The 12,588-nt window shown below is 57.2% G+C and carries 14 protein-coding genes and 1 pseudogene; 9 read left to right on the top strand and 6 right to left on the bottom strand.

Annotation, left to right across the window (positions count from 1 at the left end):
• Positions 1 to 52 precede the first annotated feature (52 nt).
• The 6 genes and pseudogenes from ALO64_RS04810 to ALO64_RS04785 all read left to right on the top strand — a co-directional run bounded on the left by ALO64_RS04810 (position 53) and on the right by ALO64_RS04785 (position 6,837).
• Complete coding sequence (locus ALO64_RS04810; protein ID WP_002552855.1) at positions 53 to 2,140, top strand: LTA synthase family protein; 2,088 nt, start codon at positions 53 to 55, stop codon at positions 2,138 to 2,140.
• A 192-nt stretch (positions 2,141 to 2,332) separates the two neighbouring features.
• Positions 2,333 to 2,569: a hypothetical protein gene (locus ALO64_RS04805; protein WP_002552856.1), complete on the top strand. Its 237-nt coding sequence runs from the start codon at positions 2,333 to 2,335 to the stop codon at positions 2,567 to 2,569.
• A 248-nt stretch (positions 2,570 to 2,817) separates the two neighbouring features.
• A complete protein-coding gene (locus ALO64_RS04800) occupies positions 2,818 to 3,159 on the top strand; it encodes a ribonuclease E inhibitor RraB (protein ID WP_002552857.1) in 342 nt (113 codons plus the stop codon).
• A gap of 461 nt (positions 3,160 to 3,620) precedes the next feature.
• Positions 3,621 to 5,030, top strand: a complete 1,410-nt coding sequence (locus tag ALO64_RS04795; protein ID WP_044343809.1) for a circularly permuted type 2 ATP-grasp protein — start codon at positions 3,621 to 3,623, stop codon at positions 5,028 to 5,030.
• 12 nt (positions 5,031 to 5,042) lie between these two features.
• A pseudogene (locus tag ALO64_RS04790) lies at positions 5,043 to 6,001 on the top strand (alpha-E domain-containing protein).
• Positions 5,998 to 6,837 (top strand): transglutaminase family protein, encoded by an 840-nt coding sequence (locus tag ALO64_RS04785; protein ID WP_044343810.1) that lies wholly within the window; start codon positions 5,998 to 6,000, stop codon positions 6,835 to 6,837. Before ALO64_RS04790 ends, ALO64_RS04785 begins: the two are co-directional and overlap by 4 nt.
• Before the next feature lie 59 nt (positions 6,838 to 6,896).
• Here the strand turns inward: ALO64_RS04785 and ALO64_RS04780 are convergent, their stop codons facing one another.
• Positions 6,897 to 7,268: a rhodanese-like domain-containing protein gene (locus ALO64_RS04780; RefSeq protein WP_002552861.1), complete on the bottom strand. Its 372-nt coding sequence runs from the start codon at positions 7,266 to 7,268 to the stop codon at positions 6,897 to 6,899.
• A gap of 608 nt (positions 7,269 to 7,876) precedes the next feature.
• Here ALO64_RS04780 and ALO64_RS04775 point away from each other — a divergent pair.
• Complete coding sequence (locus tag ALO64_RS04775) at positions 7,877 to 8,605, top strand: amidotransferase (RefSeq protein ID WP_002552862.1); 729 nt, start codon at positions 7,877 to 7,879, stop codon at positions 8,603 to 8,605.
• Between the two features lie 40 nt (positions 8,606 to 8,645).
• Here ALO64_RS04775 and ALO64_RS04770 read toward each other — a convergent pair whose 3' ends face one another.
• From ALO64_RS04770 to ALO64_RS04760, 3 genes are all read right to left on the bottom strand, one after another.
• Entirely contained in the window at positions 8,646 to 9,617 is a 972-nt protein-coding gene (locus ALO64_RS04770) for a magnesium and cobalt transport protein CorA (protein ID WP_044343811.1), read from the bottom strand.
• A gap of 124 nt (positions 9,618 to 9,741) precedes the next feature.
• Positions 9,742 to 10,431 (bottom strand): crotonase/enoyl-CoA hydratase family protein, encoded by a 690-nt coding sequence (locus tag ALO64_RS04765; RefSeq protein WP_044343812.1) that lies wholly within the window; start codon positions 10,429 to 10,431, stop codon positions 9,742 to 9,744.
• 125 nt (positions 10,432 to 10,556) lie between these two features.
• Positions 10,557 to 10,850 (bottom strand): DUF6388 family protein, encoded by a 294-nt coding sequence (locus ALO64_RS04760; protein ID WP_002552865.1) that lies wholly within the window; start codon positions 10,848 to 10,850, stop codon positions 10,557 to 10,559.
• A gap of 162 nt (positions 10,851 to 11,012) precedes the next feature.
• Here ALO64_RS04760 and ALO64_RS04755 point away from each other — a divergent pair, with 162 nt between their 5' ends.
• Positions 11,013 to 11,342, top strand: a complete 330-nt coding sequence (locus tag ALO64_RS04755) for an EthD family reductase (RefSeq protein WP_044343813.1) — start codon at positions 11,013 to 11,015, stop codon at positions 11,340 to 11,342.
• A 1-nt stretch (position 11,343) separates the two neighbouring features.
• On the opposite strand, the gene ALO64_RS04750 is transcribed toward ALO64_RS04755, so the two are convergent.
• Positions 11,344 to 11,763 (bottom strand): DUF4124 domain-containing protein, encoded by a 420-nt coding sequence (locus ALO64_RS04750; protein ID WP_044343814.1) that lies wholly within the window; start codon positions 11,761 to 11,763, stop codon positions 11,344 to 11,346.
• A gap of 151 nt (positions 11,764 to 11,914) precedes the next feature.
• Here ALO64_RS04750 and ALO64_RS25650 point away from each other — a divergent pair, with 151 nt between their 5' ends.
• Complete coding sequence (locus ALO64_RS25650) at positions 11,915 to 12,085, top strand: DUF6021 family protein (RefSeq protein WP_052508572.1); 171 nt, start codon at positions 11,915 to 11,917, stop codon at positions 12,083 to 12,085.
• 52 nt (positions 12,086 to 12,137) lie between these two features.
• On the opposite strand, the gene ALO64_RS04745 is transcribed toward ALO64_RS25650, so the two are convergent.
• Positions 12,138 to 12,506: a c-type cytochrome gene (locus tag ALO64_RS04745; protein WP_044343815.1), complete on the bottom strand. Its 369-nt coding sequence runs from the start codon at positions 12,504 to 12,506 to the stop codon at positions 12,138 to 12,140.
• Between the last annotated feature and the right edge of the window lie 82 nt (positions 12,507 to 12,588).

Genomic DNA, 12,588 nt, shown 5'->3' with positions numbered 1-12,588 from the left:
GGGCGGTGCTGCACCCTGAACCTACCCCTGAATCCACCGGATCCTGACAACCATGGCTAAAACGGACGCCCAGATTCATCGGCAAGCCCGCCTGCTAAACCCGACTGTCAAATCTCATCTGGCTTACATCCTGCTCAGCGGTTTCGCTTTGATGGTGATGTACACGCTGTTGCGTATCGGTCTGCTGGTCTACAACCGCGAGATGATTGGCGACACGCCAGCCTCGACATTCCTCGAAGCACTGTTTAACGGCACGCGCTTCGACCTGCGCCTGACCATGTATCTGCTCATTCCGCTGGTGCTGTCGCTGTTCAGCGCCCGGGCCATGGCTGCACGCGGGTTTTTCCGGTTCTGGTTGACCTTGGTCGGCAGCATCACGCTGTTCTTCGGCTTGATGGAAATGGACTTCTACCGTGAGTTTCACCAGCGCCTGAACGGTCTGGTGTTTCAATACGTCAAGGAAGACCCCAAGACTGTCCTGAGCATGCTCTGGTATGGCTTTCCGGTGGTTCGCTACCTGCTCGCCTGGGCGATCGTGACCTGGCTGTTGAGCCTGGTATTCAAGGGCATCGACCGCCTGACGCGGCCACGCCTCGTAACGACGAAGGGCACCCAGACGGTCAGTACAGTTGCGCCGTGGTACATGCGTGTTGGCGTTTTCGTGCTGGTATTGCTGGTTATGGTGGTGTGCATCCGTGGCACCCTGCGCCAAGGCCCACCGCTGCGTTGGGGTGACGCTTACACCACCGACTCCAACTTCGCCAACCAGCTGGGCCTGAACGGCACACTGACCCTGATTACGGCGGCCAAGAGCCGTATGTCCGAAGATCGCGACAACATCTGGAAAGCCACGCTGCCACAGGCCGAGGCGCAGCAGACGGTGCGCGACATGCTGCTGACCTCGCATGACAAGCTGGTAGAACCTGATATTGCCGCTGTGCGTCGCGACTTCACACCGCCAGTAGAGAACACGTTGCCGATCCGCAACGTGGTCGTGATCCTGATGGAAAGCTTCGCCGGTCACTCGGTAGGGGCGCTGGGCAACGATGCCAACATCACGCCGTATTTCGACAAGCTGTCGAAAGAGGGGCTGTTGTTCGACCACTTCTTCTCCAACGGCACCCACACCCATCAGGGCATGTTCGCCACCATGGCGTGCTTCCCGAACCTGCCGGGTTTTGAGTACCTGATGCAGACGCCAGAGGGCAGCCATAAGCTGTCGGGCCTTCCGCAATTGCTGAGCGCGGGTCGCAACTACGATGACGTCTATGTCTATAACGGCAACTTCGCCTGGGACAACCAGTCGGGTTTCTTCAGCAACCAGGGCATGACCAACTTTGTCGGTCGCGAGGACTTCGTCAATCCGGTGTTCTCCGATCCGACCTGGGGCGTTTCCGACCAGGACATGTTCGACCGTGGCGCCCAGGAACTCAAAGCCCGTCAGGACGGCAAGCCGTTCTATGCGCTGCTGCAGACCCTGTCCAACCACACGCCGTATGCGTTGCCGGACCCGCTGCCGGTCGAGCGTGTGACCGGACACGGCTCGCTGGATGAGCATTTGACCGCCATGCGTTATGCCGACTGGGCGCTGGGCCAGTTCTTCGAGAAGGCCAAAAAAGAGCCTTACTACAAGAACACCCTGTTCGTGGTGCTGGGCGACCACGGTTTCGGCAATGACAAGCAGTTGACTGAAATGGACCTGGGGCGTTTCAACGTGCCATTGCTACTGATCGGGCCTGGTGTACAAGAGAAATTCGGCCAGCGCAGCAGCATTGTCGGCACGCAGGTTGACGTCGTGCCAACCATCATGGGCCGTCTGGGTGGTCTGAACCGCAACCAGTGCTGGGGCCGCGATCTGCTGAACCTGCCGGAAGGCGACAAGGGTTTTGGCGTGATCAAGCCGTCGGGCAGTGAGCAGGTGGTCGCGATCATCAGCGGCAACCGCATTCTGATCGAACCGACAGAAATGCCGGCCAAGCTGTTGACCTACACGCTCGGTGCCAAGCCTTCTGCCGAAGAAGTGCCTGATGCACCTGACACGCAGGAACTCAAGCGCAAGCTGGAAAGCTTCCTGCAGACCGCCACCAAGAGCCTTCTGGACAACACGGCCGGTGTCGAGGCCAGCAAGAACCGTAACTGACCATGACTGACTTGTCCGGGTAACCGGCAAGTCGGATCAGCAGTACACAAAAGGCCCTCGGCATCCATTGCGAGGGCCTTTTGTTTTGCCCGTCATCGCGGGCTGTCCGGCGTAATTCGTTGGAACGAATGCGTGGGCCAAAAGGTCCTTATCACATAAGCCAGAGTGCCTGGCTTCGTTCTGGAGGCATTGATGAAACAGTGGGCCATTTCGTATCTGGACAAGGATGGTGTGCAGCAACTCCGTGAGGCTGGTTTTGACGAGCGTCCCAGTGAGGAGGAGGCCGCGCGTTTCCTGCGCAAGGACCTGTATCCAGTCACCGATGAGCTGGATCTCAATGATCTTGACGGGCGCACCGACGAGCCTACGGTTAAAACGCTTAAAGACCATAACAGTGTGCGGATCATTTCCATTACAGAAGTTGCCTGATCTGCGGTGATTCAAAAAGCTTTTCGTGGCAACCACTTGGCATCCTGCCCACGATGGGTCTACTCTGCAGATGAGGCTGTTCAAACGGCCTCTGACATCTCGATACCCGACCTGTGCCAAGCCTGGTCTGGTCAGCTACATGCTTGATTCCCCACGCCGGATTATCTGTCGTGCGGCGGCCCCCGATGATTCGGCGGTCGCTCTGGAAGAGTTGAAACTCTATCTATCGTTGCATAGGAGGACGTTTCATGAGCACAGCCTATCAAGAGGACATCAGCAGTAACGTACTGCGCCGCATGAAAGAAGGCGGTTTTGATTTCGCGCGAATCTATCCCATCGAGTTTTACGCCATCTTCCCGGATGAGGAGCGGGCACGGCAGGCCGCAGAGCAATTTCGCGGTGAATCCCTCAATACCCAGGTAAACGTACGTGATGACGGTAACTGGCACTTGCAGTTGAGCAAAGTGATGTACGCCACTTATGACGGTATCGGTGATTTCGAGCAGGACTTTCAGATGGTGATTTCGCCCATGGACGGTGAGGTTGAAGGTTGGGGTGTCACTCAGGAGATCAGAAGACTGCACGCTTGATGGCTTTTGATTGTCAGGCAACACATTACCGGCTGATTCGGGATACGTTCTGGATCGGTCGGTTCTGTTTTTGCTTCGCGCTCATAAACAGTGGTCAAAAAAAAGCCACTCAAATGAGTGGCGCAAAGGGAAGTCTGTTTAAAATCCGCACGCGTTCTTCGCCTGCTGGACAAAATAACGGTTAGCGCAAAAACGGCGTTTGGTGCCCTGTTTGCTCGGTTGCTGTGGAGTGTGGCGAACTAATGTTGTTGGCGGAAATCAACTCTGACTATGCTGATCATAGATTTCACGGTTGAATGACGCTTCCGAATGAGGCGCGAAATAATCGGCTTGGGCGTTTAGTGCACAGGAATGGTGCGTAGAACGTCGAGTGTTTACCTAACCTTTTGAAATCAAAGCGTTTATGCCGGTGGCACGGGCTTTGCGATGGTCTTGGTGTCCATGGTGACAAGGAGTACGGCATGATCCGCACCTTTTATGACGAGATGTACGATGCGGGCGGCGTAGTCCGTCCGCACTATCGGGAGTTCGCCCGCTGGCTGGGCGATACGCCTCCCGAGCTTTTGGCTCAACGCAGGCGCGAAGCCGATCTGCTGTTTCACCGCGCCGGGATCACGTTCACACTCTATGGTGATGAGCAGGGCACCGAGCGGCTTATCCCCTTCGATACCATCCCGCGCAGCATTCCCGCTAGCGAATGGCGTGTTGTCGAGCGTGGCTGTATCCAGCGCGTCAAGGCGCTGAACATGTTTCTGGCGGATCTTTATCACGACCAGCGGATTATCAAGGCCGGGATAATTCCTGCCGAACAGGTGCTGGCCAACGAGCAATATCAGTTGGCGATGCAGGGCCTGAACCTGCACCGCGATTTGTATTCGCACATTTCCGGCGTCGATCTGGTGCGCGACGGTGATGGCACGTATTACGTGCTGGAGGACAACCTGCGAACCCCGAGCGGCGTGAGCTACATGCTCGAAGACCGCAAGATGATGATGCGTTTGTTCCCCGAGCTGTTCTCGGCCCAGCGCATTGCACCGATCGATCACTATCCGAATCTGTTGCTCGACACGCTCAAGAGTTCCAGCCATCTGAACAACCCGAGTGTCGTGGTACTGACGCCCGGGCGTTTCAACAGCGCCTTTTTCGAGCATGCGTTTCTGGCTCGCGAGATGGGGGTCGAGCTGGTTGAAGGTGCCGATCTGTTTGTCCGCGACGACCGCGTGTTCATGCGTACCACCGACGGTCCCAAGACTGTCGATGTAATCTACCGTCGGCTTGACGATGCATTCCTTGATCCGCTGGCGTTCAACCCTGATTCCATGCTGGGCGTTCCCGGACTTCTGGCCGCGTATCGCCCCGGCAATGTGGTTCTGGCCAACGCCATTGGTACCGGCGTTGCCGATGACAAGTCGGTTTACCCCTACGTCACCGACATGATTCGTTTCTATCTGGACGAAGAGCCAATTCTCAAGAACGTGCCGACCTGGCAGTGCCGCAAGCCGGAAGAGCTGTCACATGTGCTGGCCAACCTGGGCGACCTGGTCGTCAAGGAAACCCAGGGCTCCGGGGGCTACGGCATGCTGGTCGGCCCTGCAGCGACCGCCGCCGAGATCGAAGCCTTCCGGGCACGCCTCAAGGCCAAGCCGCATGCGTACATCGCCCAACCCACCTTGTGCCTGTCGACCTGTCCGACCTTCGTCGAGAATGGCATAGCCCCGCGACATATCGATCTGCGCCCCTTTGTTCTGTCCGGTCGCGAAACCCGCGTCGTACCTGGCGGGCTTACCCGAGTGGCCTTGCGTGAAGGCTCACTGGTGGTCAATTCGTCACAGGGTGGCGGAACCAAAGACACCTGGGTGGTCGAGGATTAAGGATGCCTGCCAATGTTAAGTAGAACTGCCTCTGATCTTTTCTGGATGTCGCGTTACCTGGAGCGAGCGGAGAACCTCGCCCGAATGCTGGACGTGAGCTATTCGCTGTCGCTGATGCCGCAGGACGGGCGGGGGACGGGCTGGATGAAATAGCCATGCCGTTGCTGATTACCGGAACGCTGGAAACCTACATCGAGCGTCATGGTGAACTGCATGCCGAGCGCATGCTGCATTTCTTCGCGCTGGACGCGACCAACCCGGCCAGCATCTACAGCTGCCTGGGCGCCGCAAGGGCCAGTGCGCATGCCGTGCGCGGGCGTATCACTGCCGACATGTGGGAGAACATCAACTCCACCTGGCTGGAAATTCGCGGCATTGCTCAACAGGGTCTGACCCGTTACGGCATGAGTCGCTTTTGCGAGTGGGTCAAGGAGCGTTCGCACCTGTTCCGTGGTGCGACCTACGGCACAATCATGCGTAACGATGCGTTCCGTTTCATTCGTCTGGGAACGTTCATCGAGCGCGCTGACAACACCATGCGCATGCTCGACGCCCGCTATGAGATGCTCGAACTGCGTGGGCCACAGGCCAACGCCGCGGCGGACAACTCGGCTGCCGGGTACTACCAGTGGAGCGCCTTGTTGCGCGCACTGTCCTCGTTCGAGGCTTACACTGAAGTCTATCGGGATGCGCCAGGCGCGCGTCAGGTTGCCGAACTGTTGCTGCTGCGTGCCGGCATTCCGCGCTCGTTGCGCGCCTGTCTGGAAGAAATGGACGTCATTCTGGCCAGTCTGCCCGGCGTCAATGGCCGACCTGCGCAGCGCATGGCCGCCGAGATGGATGCAAGATTGCGCTACACCAGTATCGACGAGATTCTGGATGAGGGCCTGCATGAGTGGTTGAACGAATTCATTCCAATGCTGGCCCAACTGGGTGATGCCATTCACACTTCGTACCTGGAGGCTGCATGAGACTTTCGATAAGCCATGAGACCACCTATCACTACGATGACCAGGTGCGCTCGAGTATCCAGTATCTGCGCCTGACGCCTCACGACAGTGAGCGCCAGCAAGTGCTTAGCTGGCAATTGACGTTGCCGCGCCCGGTGCGCGCGCAGATTGATCCTTTCGGCAATATCCTGCATGTCCTGCATGTCCTGAGCCTGGAAGAGCCGCACGAGGCGATCATCATCGGCGCGCGCGGGCAGGTGGAAATCGACGAAACCCGCGAGGCCGAGCACGAAAGCCAGTCGGCATTACCGTTTTTGCGCGTGACGCGACTGACCGAGCCTGACGAAGCGATTCGCAGTTTCGCAGCCAGGGAATGTCGCAAGCGCGCTGACCGTAGCGCATTGATCGACCTGATGCAGGCGCTCAACCAGCACATGACTTACACGCAGGGTGCGACCGAAGTCGACACCAGTGCCGCCCAAGCCTTCGCCGGACGCTCGGGGGTCTGTCAGGACCATACCCACGCCTTCCTGGCCTGCGCCCGCAGTCTTGGGGTGCCGGCACGTTATGTGTCCGGTTATCTGTGCAGCGAAGACAGCGAACATTTGTCCTGTCACGCCTGGGCCGAAGCCTGGATAGACGACGCCTGGTACAGCTTCGATGTCACTAACCAGCTGGCCATTCCCGAACGTCATTTGAAGCTGGCGGTAGGGCTGGACTATCTGGATGCTTGTCTGGTGCGCGGCATGCGCCGGGGTGGCGGGTCTGAACAGATGCACGCCAAGGTCGTGGTTTCACCCATGACCGGTACGCCAAAAGTGAAAACCCGTGTGCAGGTCCAGGCGCAGCATCAGTAGCGCGTAGGCACTGACCTGCGCATCACTGAAATGGCCGGAATTCAAACTCCGGCCATTGCTTATTCGGCAGGGTCGTCGGTGGTGCTGTAGAGCGCGTTGTGCAGCTCTTCGTAATTACCGCCATTGATGACGCTGAAATAGCCCGCTGCCCTGAGTTTTTCCTGAGCCTTGTCGGCTTTGCTGTCAGTGCTGCTGAAAATGACGAACACCGCATTGCGGTCGTTGAGCACCTGTTTCATCTGATTGACCAGCCGCCGGTCATCGACCCGTACCGCATTCAATACCGTGCCCGCGTCATAGTCGGTCTGGCTGCGTACATCCATCGCCAGTTTGCCTTCCTTGAGCGCAGCCACCGCTGCAGCCTGATCTACCATGCCCGCGTGGGCTGCGAAGCTGCTGACAAGTGCAAAAACAGCAATCCATTGGCGCATAGGCGCGTCTCCTTCAGTCGAGTGGAAAGAGTGGCACAGTTACACACTGACCGAAAGCGTGTCAGATCAGCCGAACAACCTGTTCAGGTTAGGCACGATCAATAACAGCGCAGTGGTAAAGAGGATTAATCCCGCCTGACGTACTTTGGAGTGTTTGAACTTGAACATGGCTGAACGCCTTTTGTTGTTATTCCTGAGCGACAGAAGCAGGTCTATTCCGCAACGCGGAGAGTCGACCGCTGGCATGGGTGCGCATTGAACAGGTGGACCCGGTCATTTGACCGCTGGCCCGAGCGCTGAAAGGATTTTGCGCGCCTCCTGTTACAGATTTAACAATAGAGCCGAGGTGCCTCACGCCTTAGAACGGTTGGGAATTTAAACGTCTACTTATCCAACTTAACGTTATCAATCAGCCGTTCGCCAGAGGCTCAGGCCTTTGCTAGACGCTTCATTCACATCGGTCAGCTTTGCACCGTTCGTCCGGGTCAGACTTTTCCTACGCGCATTAAACCTCCGACAAGGCGCGGGGTGCTGCTTGATTTGCCGATGCCTTCAAGGCAGGCTCTGCCCGTGCGCTATTGCCTCATCATTGTTTCAGGGCCTCTTTTATGTCTTTACGCATCTGTATTCTGGAAACCGACAACCTGCGACCGGAACTGGTCGAGCAATATCAGGGGTACGGGCGGATGTTCGAATTGCTCTTCGCTCGCCAGCCAATCGCTGCAGAGCTGACGGTTTACAACGTGGTGCAAGGGGACTATCCACCTGCAGACGAGCAGTTCGATGCTTATCTGGTGACCGGCAGCAAGGCAGACTCGTTTGGCACCGATCCCTGGATTCAGACCTTGAAGGTTTATCTGCTGGAGCTGTATCAGCGCGGCGAAAAACTGCTGGGTATCTGCTTTGGTCACCAGTTGCTGGCCTTGCTCCTGGGCGGCAGGACCGAGCGTGCCGTGCAGGGTTGGGGTGTCGGTATTCATCACTATCAATTGGCACCCGCCAGACCGTGGATGACGCCAGCAATGGACAAGCTCACGTTGCTGATCAGCCATCAGGATCAGGTGACCGCGCTGCCCGAGAACGCAACGGTGCTTGCATCCAGCGAGTTCTGTCCATTTGCGGCCTACCATATCAATGATCAGGTGCTGTGTTTCCAGGGCCATCCCGAGTTCATTCACGAGTTTTCCCGGACCTTGCTTGATCTTCGTCAGGAAGCGCTGGGCGAACAGGTTTACCAACAGGGTGTTGCCAGCCTGGATCACGACCATCATGGGGCGACGGTGGCAGAATGGATGATGCGCTTTGTGGCGCACAAGCCGGAAAAACAGTCTGTCTGATCCGGCGCATGGCTGTCTGAACGGGAATGCAGTGGCGGTGCTATAGCCAGCCAGAGCGCTTGAAGCTGGCAAACAGCGCCGTACACCCGCCCAGAATGACGCCCAGCACGATGAAGTAGCCGTATTCCCACTTGAGCTCCGGCATGTTCTCGAAGTTCATGCCGTAGATGCCGGCAATTGCGGTTGGAAAGGCCAGAATCGCTGCCCAGCCAGCAAACTTGCGCTGCACGATGCTTTGCCTCGAGGACTCCAGCAACAGGCCGATTTCGATTGTCTGGCTGGCGATGTCACACAGGTTGCCCAGGTCTTCCATCTGCCGCTTGACGTGAATTTCCACGTCGCGAAAGTAGGGGCGCATGTTCTTGTCGATGAACGGAAAACTGAGTCTCTGCAGTTCTTCACCCACTTCCACCATCGGCGCTACATAACGGCGCATGCGCAAAAGGTCACGGCGCAGTGCATGAATGTGCTGGATGTCGGATTCGCGCAACGAGCCGCCGATGACACTTTGCTCCAACAGTTCAAGTTCGGCATGGATGGCTTCGGTCACCGGTTGATAGTTCTCGGTGGCGAAGTCCAGGAGGGCGTAGAGCACGAAGTCTTCGCCGTGCTCCAGCAGCAGTGGCCTGGCCTCGCAGCGCTGACGCACCAGCCCGTAGGACTTGGAATGGCCGTTGCGCGAGGTGATGACATAGCCCTTGCCCGCGAAGATATGGGTTTCGATGAACAGCAGCTTGCCGTTTTCGCGTACCGGCGCGTAGGTCACGATAAACAGCGCATCGCCAAAGGTTTCCAGCTTTGGACGGCTGTGAACCTCCATGGCATCTTCAAGGGCCAGTTCATGCAGGTTGAACTGTTCTTTCAGGCTGGTCAGTTCCTCATTACTGGGCTGCTCCAGGCCGATCCAGACGAAATGATCGGGTTTGGCGGCCCAGGCGGCGCCCTCATCAAGGGTTATATCGCGGACTTTTTTGCCTTTGCTGTACACCGCTGCTGCAACAACTCGACCCATGGCGCTATCGCTTCTTCAATATGTCAGTGGCGCAAAAAACATGCGCGGTAGCTGATCAGATTGATCAAATGCGTATGAGTTCGCCGGTAAACAAAAGCCCGCGCGGGCGGGCTTCGATTAGGTATCACAGCATGTGTTGCCGATCCTGCTCGATAGCTGCATCCAGTGTATCGAGCAAGGCTTTTCTGACCTTGAGTTTGGTCTTCTTGTGCGCGCTCATGTTGATCTTCTTCAACTGTGCGGCGACCGCAAGTGCGGTGCCTTGCAGTTCATCGACGCTGACCACCTTGTCCAGGAAGCCGGCGGCCATCGCTCCTTCAGGGTCGAACATTTCGGCGTTGATCACCGAGCGATTGAAGGCTGATTTACGCAACCGGTCACGCGCCAGTTCGATGCCGGCGTGGTGCATGGGCATGCCGATCTGTACTTCGTTCAATCCGATACTGAACGGCCCTGCGACACCGATACGATAATCGGCGGACAGCAGCAAAAAGGCACCCTTGGCAACGGCGTGGCCGGGGCAGGCGACGATGATCGGGAAGGGGTGCGACAGCATTCTGCGCGCCAGGGTGGAGCCCTGAGCAACCAGATTGATCGCCGCTTCGGCGCTCGAGGTCATCACCTTGAGGTCGTAGCCGCCCGAGAGAATGCCGGGCTGTCCAGTGACGATCACGATTGCCCGGTCCTGTTCGGCCTGATCCAGCGCAGCATTGAACGCGATGATTACGTCCGGGGAAATGGCATTGACCTTGCCGTTGTTCAGGGTCAGCGTGGCGACACCGTCGTCCAGATGGTACGAGACCAGATCACTCATGACGTGATTCCTTTATTGAAGTGAGCAGACGTTACTCACCCATAAGGAACAGGTAAAGCGCTGACTGATGAGTCACTCGGTAGATCGCCAATCAATGGCCGATTTACCCTCAACGGCGGCTCGGGTCATGGCTGGATATCGTTGAAGCCGCAATATTCTTCCCAGTCCATTCCCAGCGCTTCGGCTACCTGGCGGTGTGCTTCAAGGCGCATGCTCTGCAACTGTTCGGGCGACTCGGCAATCAGTTCCAGCGCCAGTTCCCAGGACTCGATGCCCTGGCTCTCGGCCTCGTCTTCAAAAGCCCACTGTAATTGCTGCTTTTGCTCTTTCGGGCTCAACGCGCTGATTTCGTCCTTCAGGGTCGGATGGGTCGCGAGGTATTTCGCCAGCGCGGCCTCGTTCCACTCAAGCGTATTCATGCGGGGTTCCTCAAAACGTTTCGATAGCCTGGCTGCTTTTCAGGGCAGGGGGCAAGACGGCGTGATTGTGAGGGAGCACGTCATTGATGTCAGCACCCGGCCGCAATAATCGCTAGAGTGTTCAGACGAATGTATTGATCCTTCACTCAGGAGCCTATCGAGATGATCAAAGTCAGTGTGCTGTATGCGTATGAAGAGGGTGCCCGTTTCGACCACGATTACTATCGCGACAAACACTTGCCGCTGGTGCAAGAGCTGATGGGCAGTTACTGCAAGGGCTACAGCGTCGACAGAGGCATAGGCGGAGCAACGCCGGGCTCGGAGCCTCGGTATATCGGCATGTGCCACATCTATTGCGATTCCATAGAGGACTTTGAAGCCGGCATGGGACCGCATTCAAAGCAGATCAATGCCGACATCACCAACTACACCGACCTGATCCCGGAGATACAGATCAGCGAAGTGCGTGCCGATGTGAAAACCGCGTCATAGCTTATCGAGCGGCGTCCTGGAGAGCCGCTTGTTTTTTTGAAGACATGCCACCCGACGGATCAAAGCACTGGCTGTCGTAACGCGGGCTCTGGCACTGCGAAGGGATGTTCGGCGGTGGCGGGCGGTTTCGTTGATACGCCTTGTAGCGTTCCGTCTCGTAGACCGTCACGTGGGTGCGGCCACTGATCTTCAGGTATTCAGTGGCCTTGAGATTGGTCTGGTGAACATAATCGAGAGGCTCACCCTCGCGCCGCATGTTCGGCGGGCCCTGGCGCTGCAGCGCGCTCTGTGCAGCGTTGTCACAGGGGATTGACGCATAGCTCACCTGTCCCTGCGCTGATGTGCATTTGAAGATCTCGCCGTACGCCGTGCCTGCACCCAGTAACGCTGCCACCGCCAGCGTAATTGAAAGCCTTTTCATGGTTCTCTCCTTGCATGGCGCAAGGCTACCATTTGCCTCTGAACGCCGCCATATCCTCTTGCTGCAAGGCCCCGTTCGTCAGACATATCGCACGGCTATGTTGATCCGCTTTCTGACTATCAGGTTCTGAATTTAACCAGTGGAGGCGCATATGACCGGCACCAAGCCAGGCAGCAGCAACGAAGACAAGAACGATCCGGGTTTTGACGAAGAGTCACCGAAAACCCAGGACCCGCAAATCGATCCGACCGAGCCCGCCAAGACTCCAGCCACTGACAAGGGCAGCAAGGATGATTACCCGCCGTACACCCCGGACAAGTAACTGAGCGGCTGCCCTCGGTAAACACCGAGGGCGGTTTATCTACCTGTCCGTATTATTTGTTTGCGTCCAGGTAATCGAGCAGGTCTTCCATTCGCTCATCGTTGCCCATCCACCACAGTTTCATCCGCGTGCCAGGCACGACTTCGCCTGGGTCCTTGATATACGTGCGCAACTCTTCACGCGTCCAGACCAGCCCCGAGTTTTTCATTGCGTCGGTATAGACGTAGCCTTCCTGTTGCCCTGCCTGACGGCCAATAATGCCGTTGAGGGGCGGACCAAATGCATTGCGTGCAGAAGGGCCGATCTTGTGACAGCCGGAGCAGAGGCGGGTAAAGACTGCTTTTCCGGCTTCTGCATCACCTGCGCCGTAAGCCAGCGGTTGCAGTGCCAGCGCCACTATGAATAAGGCAGTTTTTCTCATCGATATCCCACAGCGCGTGCGACCGTCTGGTCAAAAGCGACGAATGTTAGCGTAATTATCGGAGGTTGAACCGCCCCGGGTT

This window comes from Pseudomonas meliae, assembly GCF_001400515.1.
Taxonomy (GTDB): domain Bacteria; phylum Pseudomonadota; class Gammaproteobacteria; order Pseudomonadales; family Pseudomonadaceae; genus Aquipseudomonas; species Aquipseudomonas amygdali.
Note: the sequence above shows the minus strand (reverse complement) of the source record. Positions and strands in the feature narration are given on the sequence as shown.

What these genes read in the sequence shown, in the direction of transcription:
- ALO64_RS04810 (WP_002552855.1), top strand. Translation starts at nt 53, where the DNA reads ATGGCTAAAACGGACGCCCAGATTCATCGGCAAGCCCGCCTGCTAAAC.
- ALO64_RS04805 (WP_002552856.1), top strand. Translation starts at nt 2,333, where the DNA reads ATGAAACAGTGGGCCATTTCGTATCTGGACAAGGATGGTGTGCAGCAA.
- ALO64_RS04800 (WP_002552857.1), top strand. Translation starts at nt 2,818, where the DNA reads ATGAGCACAGCCTATCAAGAGGACATCAGCAGTAACGTACTGCGCCGC.
- ALO64_RS04795 (WP_044343809.1), top strand. Translation starts at nt 3,621, where the DNA reads ATGATCCGCACCTTTTATGACGAGATGTACGATGCGGGCGGCGTAGTC.
- ALO64_RS04785 (WP_044343810.1), top strand. Translation starts at nt 5,998, where the DNA reads ATGAGACTTTCGATAAGCCATGAGACCACCTATCACTACGATGACCAG.
- ALO64_RS04780 (WP_002552861.1), bottom strand. Translation starts at nt 7,268, where the DNA reads ATGCGCCAATGGATTGCTGTTTTTGCACTTGTCAGCAGCTTCGCAGCC.
- ALO64_RS04775 (WP_002552862.1), top strand. Translation starts at nt 7,877, where the DNA reads ATGTCTTTACGCATCTGTATTCTGGAAACCGACAACCTGCGACCGGAA.
- ALO64_RS04770 (WP_044343811.1), bottom strand. Translation starts at nt 9,617, where the DNA reads ATGGGTCGAGTTGTTGCAGCAGCGGTGTACAGCAAAGGCAAAAAAGTC.
- ALO64_RS04765 (WP_044343812.1), bottom strand. Translation starts at nt 10,431, where the DNA reads ATGAGTGATCTGGTCTCGTACCATCTGGACGACGGTGTCGCCACGCTG.
- ALO64_RS04760 (WP_002552865.1), bottom strand. Translation starts at nt 10,850, where the DNA reads ATGAATACGCTTGAGTGGAACGAGGCCGCGCTGGCGAAATACCTCGCG.
- ALO64_RS04755 (WP_044343813.1), top strand. Translation starts at nt 11,013, where the DNA reads ATGATCAAAGTCAGTGTGCTGTATGCGTATGAAGAGGGTGCCCGTTTC.
- ALO64_RS04750 (WP_044343814.1), bottom strand. Translation starts at nt 11,763, where the DNA reads ATGAAAAGGCTTTCAATTACGCTGGCGGTGGCAGCGTTACTGGGTGCA.
- ALO64_RS25650 (WP_052508572.1), top strand. Translation starts at nt 11,915, where the DNA reads ATGACCGGCACCAAGCCAGGCAGCAGCAACGAAGACAAGAACGATCCG.
- ALO64_RS04745 (WP_044343815.1), bottom strand. Translation starts at nt 12,506, where the DNA reads ATGAGAAAAACTGCCTTATTCATAGTGGCGCTGGCACTGCAACCGCTG.